The organism is Streptomyces sp. 3214.6, assembly GCF_900129855.1.
In the GTDB taxonomy this organism is placed as follows: Bacteria; Actinomycetota; Actinomycetes; order Streptomycetales; family Streptomycetaceae; genus Streptomyces; species Streptomyces soliscabiei.
The window spans coordinates 8,733,565-8,754,687 of sequence record NZ_LT670819.1 but is presented as its reverse complement, the minus strand read 5'-3'; the positions used below and the strand labels follow the sequence as shown (position 1 = coordinate 8,754,687).

The following is a 21,123-nucleotide window of genomic DNA, read 5'->3' as shown; positions in this document are numbered from 1 at the left end:
TACGGAGCGTTCGGGCAGCGGCGGTGCCGGGTGGGTCTTCTTCACCTGTCGGTGTGCGGGGGCCGGTCCGTGTGCGGGGACCCGTCGGTGTGCGGGTGCCTGTCCGGGTGCGGGGCTGTCGCGGGTAGTTCCACGGTGATGCGGAGCCCGCCGGCCGGGCGCGGGGTGAGGGTGAGCGTTCCGTCGTGGGCGTGGGTGATGGTCCTGACGATGGCCAGGCCGAGGCCGACGCCTGCGTGGTCGGTGTGCACGCGCTCGGTGCCGCGCCGGAAGGGTTCGGTGAGGGTCGAGGCCAGCTCCGGGGTGACCTTCTCGCCGGTGTTCTCGACGGTGAGCGCCACCGTGTCGGGGTGCACGCTCGTGTCGACCCACACGGTGCCCTGTTCGGGCCGGTTGTGGACGATCGCGTTGTGCACGAGGTTCGTGGTCAGCTGCAGCAGGAGCGCCGGCGATCCGATCGTGGGGGTGATGTCGCCGCGGGTCTCGATCGTGACGCCCTGCTTCTCCGCGAGGGGGAGGAGTGTTTCGGTGGCTTCTTCCGCCATGAGGGACAGGTCGACGCGTTCCCGCGTGAAGGACCGCTGATCGGCTCGGCTGAGCAGGAGCAGCGCCTCGGTGAGGTCGATCGCTCGGGTGTTGACGGCGTGGAGGCGGTCGATGACTTCGCGGGTGTCGCACGTCGGGTCGGTGCGGGCCACGTCGATGAGGGTCTTCGAGACGGCCAGCGGGGTGCGCAGCTCGTGCGAGGCGTTGGCTGCGAATCTTCGCTGTTCGGCGACGTGTGCTTCGAGCCGCGCGAGCATCGTGTCGAAGGCGTCGGCGAGTTCGCGGAACTCGTCGTTGCGGCCCGGTAGCCGGATCCGGTGGGAGAGTGATCCGTTCGTCGCCGTGCGGGTGGCGTCGGTGATGCGGGTCAGGGGGGCAAGCATGCGGCCGGCGAGGATCCACCCTCCCACGAGGCCGAACACCAGCAGGAACGCCAACACCGCGGCCGCCCTCGGAGCGAAAACGGCCAGGAGGGCGGACCGGACGGGAAAAACATCGCTCGCGGGCTTGTCACCGGCGTTGATGAGCATCGCCCGGTCGGGGACGTAACGCAGGAGGAACACCCATACGGCGGCCAGCAGCAGGGCGCCGGCCAGCATGAGGAACCCTGCGTAGCTGAGGGTGAGTTTGACGCGAACGCTCACCCCAGCGGCCCTGTCCATGCCCGCCCCCTTCGCCTGCCTTGCCTCCCTCGCCTCCTTCATCTCCCTAATCTCCCTCGTCTCCGGCCGCCGGCTGCGTGTCGATGCGGTAGCCGACGCCCGGCACGGTGGCGATGATCCAGGGTTCGCCGAGGCGCTTGCGCAGTGCCGAGACGGTGATGCGCACGGCGTTGGTGAACGGGTCGGCGTTCTCGTCCCACGCGCGCTCCAGGAGTTCCTCGGCGCTGATCACCCCGCCTTCGGCGGCGACGAGGACGTCGAGCACGGCGAACTGCTTCCTGGTCAGGGCGACATAGCGGCCGTCTCGGTAGACCTCTCTGCGGAACGGGTCCAGACGCAGGCCCGCGATCTCCCGTACGGGCGGTCTGTTGTGGGCACGCCTGCGGTCGAGTGCTCTGAGCCGGAGCACGAGTTCGCGCAGTTCGAAGGGTTTCGTGAGGTAGTCGTCGGCGCCGAGTTCGAACCCGGTGGTCTTGTCGTCGAGACGGTCGGCGGCGGTGAGCATGAGGATCGGCATGCCGCTGCCGGAGGCGACGATGCGTTTGGCGATCTCGTCGCCGGACGGTCCGGGGATGTCGCGGTCGAGGACGGCGATGTCGTAGGCGTTGATGCTCAGCAGCCCCAGGGCGGTGCCGCCGTCACCTGCGATGTCGGCCGCGATGGCTTCCAGGCGCAGGCCGTCGCGGATGGCTTCTGCCAGATAGGGCTCGTCCTCGACGATCAGCACACGCATGCCGTTCAGGCTACGAGGCGGCGCATATCGTCCGCGTATCGAAATCCGCATACGTACCGGCAACACGGCGCCGCCTTGACTGGCGGCATGAATCGAACACCACTGTCGGCACGGCAGCCCTCGGTCGATCCTGGGGGCCGGCACGGGCACGCCGACCCCACCCGGGACCCGAGGACGCAGCGGTGACGGGCACTGAGCGAGCGCAGACGGTGGCGCCGGTGGACACGCCGCGGACGGAGCAGGGCGGCGCAGACCTCCTGGCCACCGGCGCCGGCGGCCGGCGCGCGGGCATCCGCCGCCTGATCCGTGCCGCCTCCCGGCCGGCGCCCTGGAAGCGCGGCCCGGTCCTCGCGGCGCTGGCGCTGCTGCTCGGGCTGCTCATGCTGCTGCACGCGAAGATCCCGAACCGGATCGGGAACCTCGGCAGCCTGGTGGAGACCTTCCTGCCGTGGTTCGGCCTGTTCGTCCCGGTGCTGCTGGCCGGGGCGCTGTGGCGCCGCTCCGCCTCCGCGGTGGCCGCGCTGCTGCTGCCGGTCGTGGTGTGGCTGAACCTGTTCGGCGGACTGCTCGGCGACAAGTCCCACCCGGGCAGCGACCTCACCGTCGTCAGCCACAACGTCGGCGCCGACAACCCCGATCCGGCCGGCACCGCTCGCGACCTGGCCGCCTCCGGCGCGGACGTGCTGGCCCTGGTGGAGCTGACCGAGCAGGCCAGGGACACGTACGAGAAGGAGCTGGCGACGGCGTACCCGTACCACGCCGTGCAGGGCACGGTCGGGCTGTGGAGCAAGCTGCCGCTGTCGGACACCCGGCCGGTCGACATCGCGCAGGACGTCGGACCGCTGGCGGACACCAAGCCGATCGAGGTCAAGTTGGCCTCCAGCCGGGCGCTGCGCACCACGGTGGCCACGGACCGGGGGCCGCTGGCGGTGTATGTGGCCCACCTGGGGTCGGTACGGGTGAATCCGAGGGTGGGCTTCTGGACGGACTCGCGGGACAGGAACGCGAAGGCGCTCGGCAAGGCCATCGCCGCCGAGCGGAACGAGCGGGTGGTGCTGCTCGGCGACCTCAACGGCACGATGGACGACCGCGCGTTCGACGGCATCACCTCGCGGCTGCGCTCGGCCCAGGACGTGGCCGGGGACGGCTTCGGCTTCAGCTGGCCGGCGAAGTTCCCGGTGGCGCGGATCGACCAGATCCTCGTCAGGGGCGTGGAGCCGGACAGCTCGTGGGTGCTACCGGCCACCGGCAGCGACCACCTGCCGGTGGCGGCCGGAATCAGCTGGTGAGGCACCGCCAGAGGCCGCCACGGTGACACCTCGGCGACCGCTTCACGGACGCCCGATATGTCACGTATTCATGTCATGTATTCGCGCATGGGTGGGGCAGCGGCGGATACCCGAGCGGAATGGTACGGACACTGAAGCCGCACAGACGGCACGGCGAGCGCGTCGCGGCCGACGGCGGGAGCGGCACGGGGCAGGCCGCACGGTCCGCCGTCGGGCCGGACGAGCAGGTTGAGCGGCGGGCCCCCGAGAAGCCGACGGACCTGCCCAAACGCTCCTGGGGAGCGGTGCTGAAAGGCACCCTCAAGGAGTTCAAGAAGGACGAGTTGGCCGACCGGGCCGCCGCGTTGACCTACTACTCGATCCTGGCGCTGTTCCCCGCCTTGCTCACGCTGGTGTCGCTGCTGGGGATCGTCGGGCAGTCGGCCACGCAGGCGGTCCTGGACAACATCCGCAAGCTCGCCCCGGGTGCGGCCCAGGACATCCTGCGCAATGCCGTGCACCAGATGCAGGGCAAGGGCGGACTCGGCTCGATCATGGCGATCGTGGGTCTGGTCCTGGCGGTGTGGTCGGCGTCCGGTTATGTCGCCGCGTTCATCCGCAGCGCCAACGCGGTCTACGACATCCCCGAGGGCCGCCCGGTCTGGAAGGTGCTGCCGGTGCGGGTGGGCGTGACCGTGCTGCTGATGGTGATGGCTGTGATCAGTGCGCTGATCGTCGTGTTCACCGGCGGGCTGGCCCGGCAGGTCGGCGCCGCGCTCGGGGTCGGTGACACGGCGCTGACCGCGTGGTCCATCGCGAAGTGGCCGGTGCTGGTGGTTCTGGTGACGGTGATGATCGCGGTCCTGTACTGGGCCACCCCCAACGCGCGGGTCCGCGGCTTCCGCTGGATCACGCCGGGCAGTGTCCTGGCCCTGCTGATCTGGATGATCGCCTCGGCCGGGTTCGCGCTGTACGTGGCGAACTTCGGCTCGTACAACAAGACCTACGGCGCTCTCGCCGGTGTGATCATCTTCCTGGTGTGGCTGTGGATCACCAACCTGGCGATCCTGCTCGGCCTGGAGTTCGACGCGGAGCTGGTGCGTCAGCGAGCCGTCGCCGGGGGCCTTCCGGCCGACGAGGAACCGTACGTCCAGCCGCGCGACACCCGGACGTGGGACGAGGAGGACCGCCGTCACCTCGGGCCCGACACCCGCTCCCGGTGACCGAGTGGGGACCGGCCGCCTCCGGGTACTCGGGAGGTCCGGCGGCGGTGGGAAGCGCCGCCACCCGACGAAGGGATGGTCCTTCCCATGACTCAGCATGTCAGCGACGTCATGACGCGTTCCCCGGTGACGGTCGAACCGCAGACCTCGGTCACGGCCGTGGCCCGGATGATGCGGGACGAGGACATCGGCGCCGTCCTGGTCACCGAGGGCGAGCGATTGCGCGGACTGGTCAGCGACCGTGACCTGGTGATCCGCGCGATGGCCGAGGGCGGCGATCCGAACCGTACGACCGTGGCGGACGCGTGCAGCGACGACCTCGTCACGGTGCAGCCCGACGACGACCTCGGCCGGGCAGTGGCGGTGATGCGTGAGCACTCCGTGCGCCGACTGCCGGTCGTCGACGAAGGACAGCACGCGGTGGGCATCGTCTCCATCGGCGACCTGGCCATCGAGCGCGACCCCGAGTCGGCTCTCGGCGACATCAGCTCCACCAGCCCCAACAAGTGACGCGTCCTCACCCGTACGACGCCGAGAGGAGCGTGCGCCATGACGACTCCTGACCCCGACCCGAGGCGAACCCCGGGACTCGTACCGGGCGGCGGCGTGTCACCCGGTGAGACACCGCCCGCCGAAGGAGGCACGTACGGCATCTCCCATCCTGAGCCGCCCGAACTGCGCAAGGGGTGGGGAGCGATGCCACTCGTCCTGATCATGGTGGTGGTGGCACTGATAGCGATCGGACTGATCGCCATGGTGGTGACGCTGATCGCCTGAGGCCTCCGGTGCCCGCTCGGAGATGCCGGGCTTGGAACCGGCGCCCCAGGGTAATCGGGCCATGTCGGCGGGGAAGCGGCGGAGCGCCTGGGGAGGTCTACGCCGCTCCCCCGCCCGCTTGCGGTCATGGCCACCCCTTGCCGGCAGCGCCCCCTTGCGGTCAGCGGTACTCGGGCTGCCACATGGCGTCCTGGATCTGCTGGATGACGTCGTCGAGGCGGGCCATCGCGACGTCCTCCTCGGCGGCGCGGCGGGCGACGGCCGCGGCGACCACGGCCGAGGAGGCGCGCAGGTTCCGCACCTCCGGCAGCAGGGCGGCCCCGGGCTGCGACAGGTCGGCGAGGCCGGCGACGGCTTCCGCCGCGGCCTGGAGCATGCCGTCGGTGATCCGCTCGGCGCGGGCCACCACGGCCCCCAGCCCCAGCCCCGGGTAGACGAGCGCGTTGTTGGCCTGGCCGATGACATGGGTCGTGCCGTCCAGGTCCACCGGAGGTACCGGGATGCCGGTGGCGACCAGTGCCTTGCCGTCGGTCCACCGCAGCACGTCCTGCGGCATGGCCTCGATCTTCTCCGTGGGGTTGGACAACGGCAGGACGACCGGCCGGTCCACGTGGCGGGCCATGGAACGCACCACGTCCTCGGTGAAGGCCCCGTGCCGGGTGGAGGTTCCCACCAGCACGGTGGGCCGCACCCGGTCCACCACGCCGGGCAGGTCGGCCGGCCTGCCGTCGGGCCACTCGTCGTCGGGCCGCGCATACGGCTGCTGATAGTCGCGGAGCCCCTCGGTGGACTGCCGTAGCAGGCCCTGGCGGTCCACGCACCAGATGCGGCGGGTGGCCTCCTCGTGGTCCAGTCCGTCGCGGACCATGGCGTCGCGCAGCTGGTCGGCGATGCCCACACCGGCCGTCCCCGCGCCGAAGACCACGATCCGCTGGTCCCGCAGGGGCGTGCCGGAGACCCGTATCGCGTTCAGGACGCAGGCCAGCGTGATGGCGCCGGTGCCCTGGAGGTCGTCGTTGAAGGTGCACAGCTGGTCGCCGTACCGCTCGAGGAGCCGGCGGCCGTTGCCGGGGCCGAAGTCCTCCCAGTGCAGCAGCGCGTGCGGGAACAGCTCGCCGACGGCCTCCACGAAAGCGCCGACGAACACGTCGTACGCCTCCCCGGGCACCCTGTTGTGCCGGTTGCCGACGTACAGCGGGTCGTTGAGCAGCGCCTGGTTCCCGGTGCCGACGTCGAGCATCACCGCCACGGCCCGCCCCGGGTGGATACCCGCGGCGGCGGTGTAGACCGCCAGCTTGCCGACCGAGAGCTGCATGCCGCCGACACCCCAGTCACCGATGCCGAGGAGCTGCTCCCCGTCGGTGGCCACCACCAGGTCGGCGTCGTCGGGGCCAAGGCCGAGCGCCTGGAAGGCGGGACGGACGTCCTGCGGGCGGTCGACGGACAGGTAGACACCGCGCGGTCGGCGGTATTCGTGGCTGTAGCGCTTGACCGCCTCGCCCACGGTCGGGTCGTACACGATCGGCAGCAGCTCGGGGAGGTGGTCGCAGAGCAGCCGGAAGTAGAGGACCTCGTTGCGGTCGTGGAGCTGCTCCAGGTACACGTTCTTGGCCACGTCGTCCGGCTGGGCCCGCAGTTGCTCCCATGCCCGTCGCGCCTGGAGTTCCAGGGGCAGCACCCCGGGCGGCAGCATCCCGACCAGGCCGTGCCGTTCCCGCTCCTGCTGGGTGAAGGCGACACCCTTGTTGCTCAACGGGTCCGCGAGCAGCGCACGGCCACTCGGTCCCCCGCGCCTGTGGACCATGGGATCTCCTCACGTCTGCCGCGGCGCTTGCCGTCAGGACTCGTTCGTCACCTCGCCCCCAGGTACCCACCCCACCCCGACACACGCGACGGGCGGCGAGGAGAGGCCGGAGGCGGGCAGGCGATCCACCTCTTGACATGCAGTGGTACGGCTGGATTACTTGGCCGTGTCGCTAACCGAATGTTCGGTCGGTACCCAGGGGGGTGGAGACGGTGGCGCGGCCCTCTGGCGAAACGGCCGCGGTCGCAGGGTCGCAGCATGGAGGCGAAGAGTCGCGATGAGCACTGAACCGACGGCCCCGGCCGTCGCCCGACCCCGCCGGGGCGAGCCGCTCCCCCAGGAGCTGCTGGACGACGGCGAGCGGATGATTCGCGAGCAGCTGACGGAGCTCCAACTCGACCGCCTGCGGGCGACCTTGAGGCATGCCTACGACAACGTCGAGCAGTACCGGAAGAAGTTCGACGAGGCCGGGGTCGGGCCCGACGACTGCCGCTCGCTGAAGGACCTGTCCCGGTTCCCCTTCACCACCAAGGCCGATCTGCGGGACACCTACCCCTTCGGCATGTTCGCCGTCCCCCCGTCCGAGATCCGCCGGATCCACGCCTCCAGCGGGACCACCGGCCGCCCCACCGTGGTCGGCTACACGGAGAACGACCTGTCGATGTGGGCCGACGTGGTGGCCCGCTCGATCCGCGCCGCAGGCGGCCGCCCCGGACACAAGGTGCACATCTCGTACGGCTACGGGCTGTTCACCGGCGGCCTCGGCGCCCACTACGGGGCCGAGCGGGCCGGGTGCACAGTGATCCCCGCGTCGGGCGGCATGACGGCACGGCAGGTGCAGCTCATCCAGGACTTCCAGCCCGACATCATCATGGTCACCCCCTCCTATCTGCTCACGCTCCTCGACGAGTTCGAGCGTCAGGGCGTCGATCCGCGCTCCACCTCGCTGAAGGTCGGCATCTTCGGCGCCGAGCCGTGGACGGAGGAGATGCGCCGCGAGATCGAGGAGCGCATGGACCTCCACGCCGTCGACATATACGGCCTGTCCGAGGTGATCGGTCCGGGTGTGGCGCAGGAGTGCGTGGAGACCAAGGACGGACTGCACGTCTGGGAGGACCACTTCTACCCGGAGGTCGTCGACCCGATCACGGGCGAGGTGCTGCCCGACGGCGAGGAGGGCGAGCTGGTCTTCACCTCCCTCACCAAGGAGGCGCTGCCGGTCATCCGCTACCGCACCCGTGATCTGACGCGGCTGCTGCCCGGCACCGCCCGGCCCGCGTTCCGCCGTATCGAGAAGATCACCGGCCGCTGCGACGACATGATCATCCTGCGCGGGGTGAACGTCTTCCCCAGCCAGATCGAGGAGATCGTGCTGCGCACGCCCGGGGTCGCCCCGCACTTCCAGATCCAGCTGAGCCGGCGCGAACGGCTGGACCACATGACCGTCCTCATCGAAGCCCGCCCCGGCACGGACGCGGACACGGACACGGACACGGGCACGGAGCCGCGCGACGCCGCCGCCCGGGCGATCGCCCAGGGGATCAAGGACGGCGTCGGCGTGAGCGTCGAGGTGAGGATCGTCGACCCGGAGACCCTGGAGCGCTCGCTCGGCAAACTGCGCCGGGTCAGGGACCTGCGCAAGGCGTGATCCCTCGGTACGCGACGCCCCGACGACGGGCGGGCGTGCGGATTTAGTAGCCATGGACATAGTAGCCATGTAATGTAATGCCCATGAGCGAGAGCAGCGGTTCCGAACGGGCCACGCCCGGTTACCTGGTGTGGCGGTTGTCGACGAAGTGGCGCGTGGCCGTCGACCGGGCGGTGGCGCCGCTCGGACTGACACATGCGCAGTACTCGCTGGTCGCCTCGCTCCACGGTATGCAGCGGGCCGGCGAACGCCCCAGCCAGCGCCGCCTCGCCGACCACACCGGGCTCGAGCCGCTCTACGTCTCGAAGCTCGCGCGCGCCCTGGAGTCCGCGGAGCTGATCGAGCGCACCCGCGACCCCCGCGATCCGCGCGCCGTCCAACTGGCGCTCACCGAACAGGGCCAGGACGTCACCCGACGGGCCGTCCAGGTGGTCCAGAGACTGCTGGAACAGCTGCTGCAACCGCTCGGCGGCCTGGACAGTGCACGGACGCAGACCTTCAAGAGCGAGCTGGCGCTCCTGCTCGACACGCCGCTCGACTTCACCGACGAGACCCCTCAGGAGCAGTGATGACCTCAACCCCACAGCCCGCCAACGGCCGCACCATAGGCCTGGCGCACTACGCGGGCCGCGCCGTCCTGGAGCACGTCCTGGCCCGGCACGGCGTCACTTTCCAGGAGCAGATCGTCGTCCGGAGGGCCGTCGTCGCCGACGGTCCGCTGGACCTCGACACACTCGTCGAGCGGGTCACCGCGGACCTCAAGGTGGACGCGGCGGACGTGCGCGCCACCGTCGGCACGCTGCTCACCAAGGGGCTGCTGGCCGCCGACGGCCCGCTGATCAGCCCCACGGACGCCGGGCGCGAGCTGTTCGCCGCGATCGGCGCCGAGACGGGCGAGGTCTCGGCCCGGATCTACGCCGGGATCCCGGCGGAGGACCTGGCGACGGCCGGACGCGTCCTCGCGCGCATCACCGAACGGGCCGACGCGGAGCTGGCGGCCCTGACCTCGTAGCCGTCCCGCCACCCGCCGATGGTGGAATATTCAACCACCGCTCCCGGTTGTCGGCGTCGAAGGAGGCGCGAGTGGACATGACATACGAGACGACGCAGGACTCCGCGTACTACGGTCACGGCACGCCGGCCGAGCGGTGGGAGCGGGCTCAGCTGTTCTTCGACGCGAAGGAGTACGCCGCCGCCGCGCGGGTCCTGGTCGGGCTGGTCGAGGAGGTGCCCGAGCAGACCGGGCCCCGGCTGCTGCTGGCCCGCGCCTACTACCACTCGGCCCAACTCCTGCGTGCCGAGAGCGAGTTGCGTGTGATCGTCGAGCGCGACCCGGTCGAGCACTACGCGCGGCTGATGCTGGGCCGCACCCTGGAGCGGCAGGGCCGGCACGAGGAGGCGGGCCCGCATCTGCGCCTCGCCTCGGCGCTGGCGGGAGACTTCCCGCAGGCCTGACGCACCCCGCCCGCACAGAACCGCCGCCGGAGCCGGAGCCGTGAACCCGCGTGACCCCACGCGATCACGGCTCCGGCGCTGTGGACCGCCGAACACCCTGGTCCCCATACTGCGTGGGTGCTCTTCTACGTGCTCGCCGGCCTGCTGTCGGTCTTCCTCCTGATCGACTGGCGCATCACACGCTCCAGTCGACGCCGCAACGAATGGGCCTTCTGGGAGGACTGGAACTTCTACGTCTACGGTCCGGTGTTCGTGCTGCTGTGTCTGACGATGGCCGCCGATCTGTTGTGGTTCGAGACGGACTGGACGCCCAGCTCCCGTTACCCCGTCATCTACGGCATGCCGGTGGTCGCCGGCTTCATGGCCCACCGCTGGTACCGCTACTTCGGCGCCCGCCTGCGCGGGCGGCCCGGCGCGGGCGGGACCGGTGGCGAGAGGCCGCCGGGCCGTTGACGCGCCGGGCCGGACGGGCTCAGACGGCCGTCCGGCGCCCCCTTCGGTGCGCGATCTCCCCGAGGACGACGTCCACGACCATGAACCCGGCGAGCGGGATGCCGAGCAGCGGGACGAAGTAGCCGACCACGGCGACCGCCGCCATCAGCGGGACGAGGACGTACGGGGGGACCTGCGCCCAGGCGCCGCGCGGGATCGGCCGGCCGAAGGCGGAGCCGCGGCCGCGCTGCCACCACATGCGGTAGCCCCACACGATCAGCAGGATCAGACAGAGCGCGAGGAGCATCAGCGCGATCTGGTTGACCAGGCCGAACAGAACGCCGGTGTGCAGGTCGATGCCCCAGCGGGTCAGCTTGGCGAGCAGCGGGTAGTCGTCGAAGCGCAGCACGTCGACGACCTTGCCGGTGGCCGGATCGATCGCGACCGAGTCCTGCTTCTCGGGCCAGCTGCGCTGCACCTGCTTGACCACGTACGCGGAGGAGGCGTCCGCGGGCGGGACGATCTCGACCGGGTCGCCCAGCCCCTCGGCGCGCGCGGCGTCGAGGACCTTGTCGAGGCCGACGCCGTGCTCGGCGTCCCCGCCGCTGCCGGAGGCCGCGTCGTGACCGGCGTGCTCACCGCCGCCGCCGACGGCAGCCGAGACCGACGGGGTGGACTGGCCCACGGAGGTGCGCAACTCGTCGATGTTGGCGCCCGCGTATGTCGACCAGGTCAGGCCGGTCGCGGACAGGAAGATGAACCCGGCCGCGGCCCACGCGCCGACCGCGCCGTGCAGGCCGAGCGTGCGGCGCCGACCGCTCGTGCCGCGCACCTTGCGCAGGGCGCGGCGACGGGTGAACCACAGCACGAGGCCGCCGCCGGCGATCACCCACAGCCAGCTCGCGGCGAGTTCGCTGTAGAGGCGGCCGTTCTCGCCGAGATGCAGATCGCGGTGGAACTCGTCGATCCAGGTGCGCAGCGGCAACGCGCCGGTCGAGCCGTACTGCTCCAGCGAGCCGCGCACCTTGGCGGTGTACGGGTCGACGAACACGGCGAGGGTGTGGCCCGAGTCGACTCCCTTGACGCCGGACAGCAGCACCCGGGTGGTGGCGTCGTCCTGCGGGGAGGGACGGACGGCCGAGACCGTGCCCTCGGGGTGGGCCTTGCGGGCGGCGTCCACCTGCTCGGAGATGGGCAGCTTGGCGTCGCCGACGGGCACGGTCATCTCGTGGGAGTACAGGAGCTTCTCGGCCTGGAACGCGCCGGCGTACAGGAACCCGGTGGTGGCGGCGACCAGCAGGAAGGGCGCCACGAACAGGCCGGCGTAGAAGTGCAGGCGCAGGACCAGCGGGCGCAACGGGGCCCACGGGCCGCGGGACTTCGGCGCGGGGGCTGCCGGTTGTGGGGCCTCGTCCGTGGTCGTCGAGGGAGCGGTGGACATCGGCGGGCTTCTCCGGGGTCAGGGGGAGCGGGGACGGGGAGCCGAGGGCTGGGGGACGTTCTTCAGCCGGGGCGCACCAGTAGTCGCAGGAGAACACCCCCGAGTTCCCGCCACTTCGAGTGACCTGCGTCACATGATGGCTGTCCGTGGCATCCTGGCTCGATGGCATCTCCCAGTCCCCGCGCGCCCCTTGCCGACCGGATCGAGGAACTCCTCGCCCCCGGCGGCCCGTTGCCGATCGTCACGGCCGGCGACCCGGTCCTGCGCGCGGGCGCCGTGCGCTACGACGGCCAGCTCGACCCCGCGTTGCTGGCCCGGTTCGTCGAGGCCCTGCGGGTCACCATGCATGCGGCGCCGGGTGTCGGGCTGGCCGCCCCGCAGGTCGGTGTGGGCTTGCGGATCGCGGTCATCGAGGACCCGGCGCCGGTGCCGCAGGAGGTGCGGGCGGCGCGCGGACGGGTGCCCCAGCCGTTCCGGGTCCTGGTCAACCCGGCCTACGAGCCGGTCGGTTCCGCCCCCGCCGCCTTCTTCGAGGGCTGTCTGAGCGTGCCGGGCTACCAGGCGGTGGTGGCCCGGCATGCCGAGGTCCGGCTGACCGGCCAGGACGAGCACGGCCGGCCGCTGGACGAGGTGTTCGGCGGCTGGCCCGCCCGTATCGTCCAGCACGAGACGGACCACCTCGACGGCCTGCTCTACCTCGACCGGGCCGAACTGCGGTCGCTCTGCGCCAATCAGGCGGTGCTGGAGCGGTGGGCGCAGCCGACTCCGGCAGCGGCGGCGCAGGCGTTGGGCTTCGAGCTGCCGTAGGTCAGTTGTCCCGGAAGGCCTCCAGCAGCCGCAGCCACACCTCGCTGATCGTGGGGTAGGACGGGACGGCGTGCCACAGGCGGGCGATCGGGACCTGGCCGACGACCGCGACCGTCGCGGAGTGGATCAGCTCGCCGACGCCCGGCCCGACGAAGGTGACGCCGCGCAGGATCTCCTCCTCCAGGTCGACGACCATGCGGGCGCGGCCCTTGTAGCCGTCGGCGTACAGGCCCGCGCCCGCCACCGAGGTCATGTCGACGTCGACGGCCCGCACCCGGTACCCGGCCTGTTCGGCCTCCGCGAGGGAGAGGCCCACCGCGGCGGCCTCGGGGTCGGTGAAGACGACCTGGGGCACGCACTCGTGGTCGGCCGTGGCGGCATGGGCGCTCCACGGTTCGGCCGCCTGGACAGGGGCGCCGGCCGCACGGGCGACGATGGCGGCTCCCGCGACGCGCGCCTGGTACTTGCCCTGGTGGGTGAGGAGGGCGCGGTGGTTGACGTCGCCGACGGCGTAGAGCCAGTCGGTGCCGGTGACGAGCAGGCTGTCGTCGACCGTGAGCCAGGAGCCGGGTTCCAGGCCCACGGTCTCCAGGCCGAGGTCGTCGGTGTGCGGGGCGCGGCCGGTGGCGAAGAGGATCTCGTCGGCCTCGATCCGGTCGCCGGTGCCGGTGACGACCACGACGGCGCCGTCCGCCGTGCGGGTCACCGACTCGACCGACGCTCCGGTGCGCACATCGGCGCCTGCCTCGGTGAGCGCCTCGGCGACGAGTTCGCCGGCGAACGGCTCCATGCGGTTCAGCAGGCCCTTGCCGCGCACGAGCACGGTGACCTGTGCGCCGAGGGCCTGATAGAGGGTGGCCATCTCGGTGGCGACGACTCCGCCGCCGACCACGACGAGCCGGCCGGGCACGGCCTGCGCGCTGGTCGCCTCCCGACTGGTCCACGGCTTGACCTCCGCGAGTCCGGGCAGGTCGGGCAGGACGGCACGGGTGCCGGTGGCGACGGCGACGGCGTGCCGCGCGGTGAGCACCTTGTCCCCCACGGTCACCGTGCGCGGGCCGGTGAGGCGGCCGTGGCCGCGGTAGAGGTCGGCGCCGATGCCGTCGATCCACTGGGCGGCGCCGTCGTCCGTCCAGTCGGAGGTGTAGTAGTTGCGGTGGGCGAGGACCGCGGCCGCGTCGAGGGGGCCCTGGACCGCCTGGCGCAGGCCCGGCACGCGGCGGGCGTCGGCGCGGGCGATGACCGGGCGCAGCAGGGCCTTGCTGGGCATACAGGCCCAGTAGGAGCATTCGCCGCCGACGAGTTCGCTCTCCACGATCGCGGTGGTGAGACCGGCCGCGCGGGTGCGGTCGGCGACGTTCTCCCCCACGGGCCCGGCCCCGAGCACCACGACGTCGTACACGTTGGCTTCCGTTTCCGTCATGGGCTCAGTCTGGTGGGTGGTGTGGCCGGTGACCACACGGGTAGGGGCGCGGAATAGGTTTCCGGGTCGCCGTGTTGTGCGGACGGTTTCGCCCCCCACAGGGAAGAGGATTCAGGTCATGAGCAGCACCGTGGAGCTCACCAAGGAGAACTTCGACCAGACGGTCACGGACAACGACTTCGTCCTGATCGACTTCTGGGCGTCGTGGTGCGGGCCGTGCCGTCAGTTCGCGCCGGTGTACGAGCAGGCGGCGCAGGACAACCCCGACCTGGTGTTCGGCAAGGTGGACACCGAGGCGCAGCCGGAGCTGGCCGCGGCCTTCGGCATCCAGTCGATCCCCACGCTGATGATCGTCCGGGACCGGGTCGCCGTGTTCGCCCAGCCTGGCGCGCTGCCCGAGGCCGCCCTGACGGACGTGATCGGACAGGCGCGCAAGCTGGACATGGACGAGGTCCGCAAGGCGGTCGAGGCGCAGCAGGACGCCGCCGAGAGCCAGTGACCTCCAGGGCCGGTCCGGCCCAGGGGCGGGTCCGGCCCTGGAGCGGGTCCGGCCCTGGAGCAGGTCCGGCTCCTAGAACGGGTACGGCGCCACGTCCCCGCGCACCGTCGTCCAGCGCACGTCGGTGAAGGCCTCCAGGTTGGCCTCGCCGCCGAAGCGGGCGCCGGTGCCGGAGGCGGCGACCCCGCCGAAGGGCGCCACGGCCTCGTCGTTCACCGTCTGGTCGTTGATGTGCACGATGCCGGTGGGGATGCGTTCGGCGAGGTCGAGGCCGCGGGCGGCGTCCCGGGTGACGATGCCGAGGGCGAGGCCGTAGGAGCTGTGCGCGGCCAGGGCCGCCGCCTCGTCCGCCGTGTGGAAGGGGCGCACCGGGGCCACCGGGCCGAAGACCTCCTCCGCGTAGGCGGGGGTGGTGTCGTCGACGCCCGCGAGGACCGTCGGCCGGTAGAAGAGGTTCTCGTGCGTGCCGCCCGCGGCGAGCTTCGCGCCGGCCGCCGTGCTGGCCTCCACCAGGCCGTGCACCTTGGCGAGTTGGCCGCCGTCGATGAGCGGTCCGAGGTGCACCTGAGCGCGGTGCGGGTCACCGACGGCGAGGGCGTCGGCCTTCGCCGCGAGCCGCTCGACGTACTCCTCGTAGAGGGAGGCGTGCACCAGGTGGCGGCCGGTGGTCATGCAGACCTGGCCCTGGTGGAAGAAGGAGCCCCAGGCGGCCGTGGAGATCACCGCATCGAGGTCGGCGTCCGCGAGCACGATCATGGCGGAGTTGCCGCCGAGTTCGAGGTGGGCACGCTTGAGGTGGCGTCCGGCGGCCTCGCCGACGGCGCGGCCGGCCGCGGTGGAGCCGGTGAAGGAGATCACCGGGACGTGCGGGTCGGCGACCAGGGCCGCACCGGTCTCGGCGCCGCCCGGGAGGACGTGCAGCAGGCCCTCGGGCAGGCCCGCCTCCGCGAAGACCGCGGCCAGCGACAGGCCGCCGCACACCGCGGTGCGCGGGTCCGGCTTGAGGACGACCCCGTTGCCGAGCGCGAGGGCGGGGGCGACGGAGCGGATCGACAGGATCAGCGGGGCGTTGAAGGGGGAGATCACGCCCACCACGCCGACCGGGACCCGCCGGGTGTACGACAGCCGGGGCGCCTCGCTGGGCAGGACCTGGCCGGCCGGGCGGGAGGCGAGGGCGGCGGCCTCGTAGCACTCCTGGGCGGCGACGTGCAGCTCGAAGTCGGCCTTGCCGGGGATGGAGCCGGACTCGCGGACGATCCAGTCGCGCAGTTCGTCGGCGTGCGCGGCGAACAGGTCGCCGGCCTTGCGCAGCACTCCGGCGCGCACGAAGTGGGGAAGGCGCGCCCACTCGGCCTGCGCGGCGCGGGCGGCCTCGGCGGCCGGGCCGACGTCCGCGCCGCTCGCCAGGACGACCGTGCCCAGCTCGTCGCCGGTGGCGGGCTCGGTCACGGTGTGCTGGGGGCCCGAGAGGGGGCGGGACTGCCAGGTCTGGGGGTCGAGCAACGGCATGACGGCTCTCCGATCAGTGGACCCACGGGACTGACGGCTCGCACGGGAAGCGGAAGTCCCGTGCGGTCGCCGCCAGTTGGGCGGCGGCGTGCGGGATGCGGTGAACCGCGCATCCCATCTGGTTGAGCGTGCAACATCCTAGTCATGTGTCCTGCCGGGGGCCTGAGGACACAGCCGAGGAATCGTGGGTCAACTGGAGTCGCGGTGTACGACCGTGGCTCCGCACTGTTCGTGGGACACGGGGGCGGCCGTGGGATCGCGGACCGCCTCGTCGAGCAGCCAGGCGAGGTCGCGGCCCGAGGGCAGCTCGATGCGGACGGTGCTGAGCCTGGGCCGCAGCAGCCGGCCGAGCACGAGGTCGTCGGCGCCGATCACGGCCACGTCCTTCGGTACGCGTAAGCCCTCGTCCTGCAGGGCGCGCATCAGCAGCATGGCGTACTCGTCGTTGTAGGCGAACACGGCGTCCAGGCCGAGACCCCGCCACCGGGCGGCGAGGGCGGCCGCGGACTCCTCCGTGTAGACGAGGGGCAGCTCGGTGACGGTGGCGTCGGTGCCGTGCAGGGCCGCGCGGGCGCCGGCGAGTCGGGGCGTGGAGAACACCTCCATGCCGTGCTCCTCGGGGACGACCACACCGATCCGGCGGCGGCCGCGGGCATACAGGTGCGTGGCGGCGCTGTGGCCGACGTCGGCGTGGTCGAGGCGGACCGAACGGGCGCCCTCGACCGCCACGGGGCTGAGGGTCACCACGGCCCGGGCGCCGGACCGCTTGAGGACGGCGACCCCCTCCGGGCCGATGCCGGGGGTGGGCACCAGCACGGCGACAGGCCGCAGTTCGGCCCAGGCGCGGGCGGCGGCGTCGCCGTGCAGACCGGTGGCGCCGTACTGGACGACGGTGTAGTCGAGGCGGCTGAGCGCCCCCTGGAAGTCGTGCACGAACTGGCTGTAGAGGTGGCCGGCCGGGACGGGCAGGGTGGGCATCAGGACCATCCTGCTGTGTCCGGCGCGCAGGCTGCGGGCCGCCGCGTGCGGCACGTACCCGAGTTCCTTGGCGGCTTCTTGGACACGGCGGCGGGTGGGCTCGCTGATGCGTACGGCGCTGGTGTTGTTCAGGACGTAGGAAACGGTCGCGCGCGAGACGCCGGCCAGACGGGCCACGTCGGCGCTGGTGGGCACGGGGCGGGGCGCCGGCGACTTCGTCGGCGCGGGCGTGTTCGGTATCTGCACCATGACGTACGGCATCTTGGCAGAAGCTGCGGGCGGGGTTCCGGGCGGGGGACGTCGAAATCCGAGGGGCCGCCGTCGACCGGAGTCGACCGGTGGTTTCCTCTTCCGCTCACGCCGGGATCGACGTCACCCGGTCGACCAGGTCGCTCCAGCCGGCCTCGAGCCGCGCCGGCGGCAGCCCGCACTGCCGGGTCAGGTGGTGGACGAGAACGGGATTGAGGTACCCCATCAGCGTGTGGGCGAGCAGTTCGGCGTCCGCGTCGGGCACCGCCTGCCGCAGCAGCATCATCAGGTGACTGTGGTGGACGCGGCGCACGGGCACGGAGTAGCGGCGCTCCGGGCTGGGCTCGGCGGCGAGCTGCAGGTCCAGCTCGTCGACGGCGCGCCGCAGCAGGGCGACGCCGAAGGCCCTCAGCCGCTCCACGGGCGGCGCGCCCGGCCCCAGCGGCGCGGGGCCGCTCAGGAACGCGGCCTGGAACATCTTCTCGGAGTGGTCCAGCAGCGCGGTGAGCAGTCCGGTGCGGTCGCCGAAGCGGCGGAAGACGGTGCCCTTGCCCACGTTCGCGGCCGCCGCCACCGCTTCCATCGTGACTCCGGCGGCCCCGTGCTCGGCGATCAGCCGGGCGGCGGCGCACAGTAGCCTTGCCCGGTTGCGGGCCGCGTCGGCGCGCAGGCACGGCTCGTCGTCCGGCGAACCGAGTTGCAGCAGCTCGGGCTCGCCAGTGGTCTCCTCGGGATCCGGACAGGGCGGCAGCAGGGCGGACATGAACTCAGCGTAAAGCACCGGGAATGAAACTGGACCGCGGTCCGGTTAGGGTGCTAGAACATTAAACGGACCTCGGTCCGGATTCGTAACAGCAATGTTTCAGCCTCTGGGAGTATCCATGTCTGTCCGCATCCTCGCGCTCGTCGGCAGCCTCCGCGCCGGGTCGACCAACCGCCAGCTCGCCGAGGCGGCCGTCAAGGTCGCTCCCGAGGGCGCCGAGGTCGACCTCTTCGAGGGCCTGGCCGAGATCCCCTTCTACAACGAGGACCTCGACGTCGAAGGCAGCATCCCGGCCACCGCCGTCAAGCTGCGTGAGGCCGCCCAGGCCGCCGACGCCTTCCTGCTCTTCTCCCCCGAATACAACGGCACCATCCCGGCCGTCCTGAAGAACGCCATCGACTGGCTGTCCCGCCCCTACGGCGCCGGCGCCTTCGGCGGCAAGCCCGTCGCCGTGGTCGGCACCGCGTTCGGCCAGTTCGGCGGCGTATGGGCGCAGGACGAGGCCCGCAAGGCCGTGGGCATCGCCGGCGGCAAGGTCATCGAGGACCTGAAGCTCTCCATCCCGGGCTCCCTGACCCGCTTCGCCGAGACCCACCCGGTCGACGACGCCGAGGTCGCCGCCCAGCTGACCGAGGTCGTGGCCCGGCTGCACGGGCACGCGGGCGAGGTTGCGGCCGCCTGAGTGCGCTGACGCCACGCGGCACGCAGGCACGAACGGGGTCCGGAGCGGTTTTCCGGGCCCCGTTCGCGTTGCGCGGCCCTCGACCGGCCCGGCACCACACCGGCAGCCGCCGGTCGCCTCACCGCCGTCGGCCGCGAATCTCGGTCAACCTGCAGACGTTTTCCGGTCATGTCTGATAGGGGTGGGGAGATGCGCACCCTTTATCGACGACTGCTCGACCTGATGCCCCGTGCCGGCGTCCGGGTGACCGATCTCGGGCCGGGGACGGCGGTGGTCTCGCGGGGCGGCGGCCCGTACGAGGCGACCCGTGCGGACAAGGACACCTGGGTGCTCCGGCGGACGGGAGACAGCGCGCGGGCCGGGGTCGCCCGGGGCGCCGCCGTGCGGCTGGGCGACACCGCCACCCTGCTCCTCATGGACGCCCCGGAGCGGCTCGACGAGCGCAGACTGCAGCTGGCAGCCGCCGAATACCTCTGCACCCAGCACGTCGCCGCGATGCTGGAGCTCTACGGCGTGAACTGCGTCTTCGACGTCGGCGCCAACACCGGCCAGTACGCCAAGCGGCTGCGCGGGCTCGGCTACACCGGCCGGATCGTGTCCTTCGAGCCGACGTCCGAGACCTTCGCCCGGCTGGAGAAGGCCGCCGCGCACGACCCCGACTGGCACGTGTACCAGTGCGGGCTGGGCCGCGAGGAGACGAGGGCGCAGATCCACGTCGGCTGGCAGACGATGAACTCCCTGCTGTCGGCGAGCGACTACGGCAAGGGCCGCTACAGCCGGTTCGCGAAGGCCGACACCGAGGAGATCCGCATCCGCCGGCTGGCGGAGGTCATGGACGAGGCGCTGGAGGGCCTCGCCGAACCGCGTCCCTACCTGAAGATGGACACCCAGGGCTATGACCTGGAGGTGTTCGCCGGAGCCGGGGAGCGGATCGCGGAGTTCGCGGGGATGCAGTCCGAGGTCGCCGTGCTGAAGCTGTACGACGGCAGCCCCGGCATGGGCGAGGCCGTCGCGGTGTACGAGGCCGCCGGGTTCGGCATCACCGGCATGTACCCCGTGACCCGCGAGGCGACCACCGGCCGGGTGATCGAGTTCGACTGCGTGCTGATGCGCGCGGACGCGGCGCCTACGCCGTAGAGCCGTCCCGCAGCGCCCCGGTCTCGGGCTCCGCCGCGGCCTCTCCTGCCGCCTCCTGGCGCTTGGCGGCCCGCAGGCTGGTGAGGGTCGTGACCGCGAGGACCAGCACGATGAAGCCCAGGGAGAACGGGATGCCGATCTCCGGCACATGCACCCCGGACTCGTGCAGCGCGTGCAGCAGCAGCTTGACGCCGATGAAGCCGAGGATGATCGACAGGCCGTAGCTGAGGTGGACCAGCTTCTTCAGCAGGCCGCCGATGAGGAAGTACAGCTGCCGAAGGCCCATCAGCGCGAACGCGTTGGCGGTGAACACGATGTACGGGTCGTCGGTCAGCCCGTAGATGGCGGGGATCGAGTCGAGGGCGAACAGCACGTCGGTGGAGCCGATCGCCAGCATCACTACCAGCATCGGGGTCATGACCCGCTTGCCGTTCTGCTCGACCCACAGCTTCGTGCCGTGGTAGCGGTCGGCCACGCCGAAACGCTTCTCCACCGACTTCAGCAGCTTGTTCTCCTCGTACTCGTCCTCGTGCCCACCCTTCTTGGCGTCCTGGATCAGCTTCCAGGCCGTCCAGATCAGGAAGGCGCCGAAGAGGTAGAACACCCAGGAGAACGTCGAGATGATCGCCGCGCCGGCGGCGATGAACACCGCGCGCAGCACCAGGGCCACGAGCACGCCCACCATCAGCACCCGCTGCTGGTACTGCGAGGGAACCGCGAACTTGCCCATGATCAGGACGAACACGAAGAGGTTGTCCACGCTCAGCGACTTCTCCGTGATGTACCCGGCGAAGAACTCCCCCGTAGGCCTCCCGCCCCCGAAGAGGAACACGCCGAAACCGAACAGACAGGCCAGGACGACCCAGACGACCGTCCAGATGCCGGCCTCCCTGACCGAGACGTCGTGCGGTTTGCGGCCGATGACGAAGTCGACGGCGACGAGCGCGCACAAGGCGGCGACGGTCAGCAGCCAGACGGAGAGCGAGATGTTCACGGGTGGTACTCCTGGTGCCTGTGTGGGGGCTGAAAATCGTTGTCGCGGCGGCTTGCTCCTTTCCACCCGGCACAGGTGAACAAAAGGTCAAGT

At 71.5% G+C, this 21,123-nt stretch carries 22 protein-coding genes; 13 read left to right on the top strand and 9 right to left on the bottom strand.

The window, feature by feature from the left end:
• Positions 1–41 precede the first annotated feature (41 nt).
• Both B5557_RS39470 and B5557_RS39465 read right to left on the bottom strand, forming a co-directional pair.
• Complete coding sequence (locus B5557_RS39470) at positions 42–1,208, bottom strand: sensor histidine kinase (protein ID WP_079663992.1); 1,167 nt, start codon at positions 1,206–1,208, stop codon at positions 42–44.
• A gap of 46 nt (positions 1,209–1,254) precedes the next feature.
• Complete coding sequence (locus tag B5557_RS39465) at positions 1,255–1,941, bottom strand: response regulator transcription factor (protein WP_079663991.1); 687 nt, start codon at positions 1,939–1,941, stop codon at positions 1,255–1,257.
• A gap of 299 nt (positions 1,942–2,240) precedes the next feature.
• Here B5557_RS39465 and B5557_RS39460 point away from each other — a divergent pair, with 299 nt between their 5' ends.
• The 4 genes from B5557_RS39460 (at position 2,241) to B5557_RS39445 (ending at position 5,209) form a co-directional block, all read left to right on the top strand.
• Complete coding sequence (locus B5557_RS39460; RefSeq protein ID WP_079665242.1) at positions 2,241–3,230, top strand: endonuclease/exonuclease/phosphatase family protein; 990 nt, start codon at positions 2,241–2,243, stop codon at positions 3,228–3,230.
• A gap of 119 nt (positions 3,231–3,349) precedes the next feature.
• Entirely contained in the window at positions 3,350–4,432 is a 1,083-nt protein-coding gene (locus tag B5557_RS39455; protein WP_079663990.1) for a YihY/virulence factor BrkB family protein, read from the top strand.
• Between the two features lie 87 nt (positions 4,433–4,519).
• Positions 4,520–4,942, top strand: coding sequence for a CBS domain-containing protein (locus tag B5557_RS39450; RefSeq protein WP_079665241.1), 423 nt, complete (start codon positions 4,520–4,522; stop codon positions 4,940–4,942).
• A 39-nt stretch (positions 4,943–4,981) separates the two neighbouring features.
• Entirely contained in the window at positions 4,982–5,209 is a 228-nt protein-coding gene (locus B5557_RS39445) for a DUF6480 family protein (RefSeq protein ID WP_079663989.1), read from the top strand.
• A 160-nt stretch (positions 5,210–5,369) separates the two neighbouring features.
• Here B5557_RS39445 and B5557_RS39440 read toward each other — a convergent pair whose 3' ends face one another.
• Complete coding sequence (locus B5557_RS39440) at positions 5,370–7,013, bottom strand: NAD-dependent malic enzyme (protein WP_079663988.1); 1,644 nt, start codon at positions 7,011–7,013, stop codon at positions 5,370–5,372.
• 277 nt (positions 7,014–7,290) lie between these two features.
• On the opposite strand from B5557_RS39440, the gene paaK reads away from it, so the two are divergent.
• The 5 genes from paaK to B5557_RS39415 all read left to right on the top strand — a co-directional run bounded on the left by paaK (position 7,291) and on the right by B5557_RS39415 (position 10,569).
• Positions 7,291–8,661 (top strand): phenylacetate--CoA ligase PaaK, encoded by a 1,371-nt coding sequence (paaK, locus tag B5557_RS39435; RefSeq protein WP_079663987.1) that lies wholly within the window; start codon positions 7,291–7,293, stop codon positions 8,659–8,661.
• 83 nt (positions 8,662–8,744) lie between these two features.
• Entirely contained in the window at positions 8,745–9,230 is a 486-nt protein-coding gene (locus tag B5557_RS39430; RefSeq protein WP_079663986.1) for a MarR family winged helix-turn-helix transcriptional regulator, read from the top strand.
• A complete protein-coding gene (locus B5557_RS39425) occupies positions 9,230–9,673 on the top strand; it encodes a MarR family transcriptional regulator (protein ID WP_079663985.1) in 444 nt (147 codons plus the stop codon). The genes B5557_RS39430 and B5557_RS39425 overlap by 1 nt, the downstream gene beginning before the upstream one ends.
• A 77-nt stretch (positions 9,674–9,750) precedes the next feature.
• Entirely contained in the window at positions 9,751–10,116 is a 366-nt protein-coding gene (locus B5557_RS39420) for a tetratricopeptide repeat protein (RefSeq protein ID WP_079665240.1), read from the top strand.
• Positions 10,117–10,233: 117 nt separating this feature from the next.
• On the top strand, positions 10,234–10,569 hold the full coding sequence (locus B5557_RS39415; RefSeq protein WP_079663984.1) for a hypothetical protein: 336 nt from the start codon (positions 10,234–10,236) through the stop codon (positions 10,567–10,569).
• Positions 10,570–10,588: 19 nt separating this feature from the next.
• Here the strand turns inward: B5557_RS39415 and B5557_RS39410 are convergent, their stop codons facing one another.
• Positions 10,589–11,989, bottom strand: a complete 1,401-nt coding sequence (locus B5557_RS39410) for a PepSY-associated TM helix domain-containing protein (protein WP_079663983.1) — start codon at positions 11,987–11,989, stop codon at positions 10,589–10,591.
• A 162-nt stretch (positions 11,990–12,151) separates the two neighbouring features.
• On the opposite strand from B5557_RS39410, the gene B5557_RS39405 reads away from it, so the two are divergent.
• Positions 12,152–12,796: a peptide deformylase gene (locus B5557_RS39405; protein ID WP_079663982.1), complete on the top strand. Its 645-nt coding sequence runs from the start codon at positions 12,152–12,154 to the stop codon at positions 12,794–12,796.
• 1 nt (position 12,797) lies between these two features.
• Here the strand turns inward: B5557_RS39405 and B5557_RS39400 are convergent, their stop codons facing one another.
• Positions 12,798–14,219 carry a dihydrolipoyl dehydrogenase family protein gene (locus B5557_RS39400; protein WP_079665239.1) on the bottom strand — a complete coding sequence of 474 codons (1,422 nt, stop codon included), beginning with the start codon at positions 14,217–14,219 and terminating at the stop codon, positions 12,798–12,800.
• A gap of 118 nt (positions 14,220–14,337) precedes the next feature.
• Between B5557_RS39400 and trxA the strand changes: the two genes are divergently transcribed.
• Entirely contained in the window at positions 14,338–14,718 is a 381-nt protein-coding gene (gene trxA / locus B5557_RS39395; RefSeq protein WP_079663981.1) for a thioredoxin, read from the top strand.
• 72 nt (positions 14,719–14,790) lie between these two features.
• Here trxA and B5557_RS39390 read toward each other — a convergent pair whose 3' ends face one another.
• From B5557_RS39390 to B5557_RS39380, 3 genes are all read right to left on the bottom strand, one after another.
• Positions 14,791–16,227, bottom strand: a complete 1,437-nt coding sequence (locus tag B5557_RS39390; protein ID WP_079663980.1) for an aldehyde dehydrogenase family protein — start codon at positions 16,225–16,227, stop codon at positions 14,791–14,793.
• Positions 16,228–16,416: 189 nt separating this feature from the next.
• A complete protein-coding gene (locus B5557_RS39385) occupies positions 16,417–17,466 on the bottom strand; it encodes a LacI family DNA-binding transcriptional regulator (RefSeq protein ID WP_079663979.1) in 1,050 nt (349 codons plus the stop codon).
• A 94-nt stretch (positions 17,467–17,560) separates the two neighbouring features.
• Entirely contained in the window at positions 17,561–18,217 is a 657-nt protein-coding gene (locus B5557_RS39380) for a TetR/AcrR family transcriptional regulator (RefSeq protein WP_079663978.1), read from the bottom strand.
• 118 nt (positions 18,218–18,335) lie between these two features.
• Here B5557_RS39380 and B5557_RS39375 point away from each other — a divergent pair, with 118 nt between their 5' ends.
• Positions 18,336–18,899 (top strand): NADPH-dependent FMN reductase, encoded by a 564-nt coding sequence (locus B5557_RS39375; protein ID WP_079663977.1) that lies wholly within the window; start codon positions 18,336–18,338, stop codon positions 18,897–18,899.
• A gap of 189 nt (positions 18,900–19,088) precedes the next feature.
• Positions 19,089–20,036, top strand: coding sequence for an FkbM family methyltransferase (locus B5557_RS39370; protein WP_079663976.1), 948 nt, complete (start codon positions 19,089–19,091; stop codon positions 20,034–20,036).
• Here the strand turns inward: B5557_RS39370 and B5557_RS39365 are convergent.
• Positions 20,026–21,030: a TerC family protein gene (locus tag B5557_RS39365; protein WP_079663975.1), complete on the bottom strand. Its 1,005-nt coding sequence runs from the start codon at positions 21,028–21,030 to the stop codon at positions 20,026–20,028. The two genes, B5557_RS39370 and B5557_RS39365, sit on opposite strands and share 11 nt — an antisense overlap.
• Between the last annotated feature and the right edge of the window lie 93 nt (positions 21,031–21,123).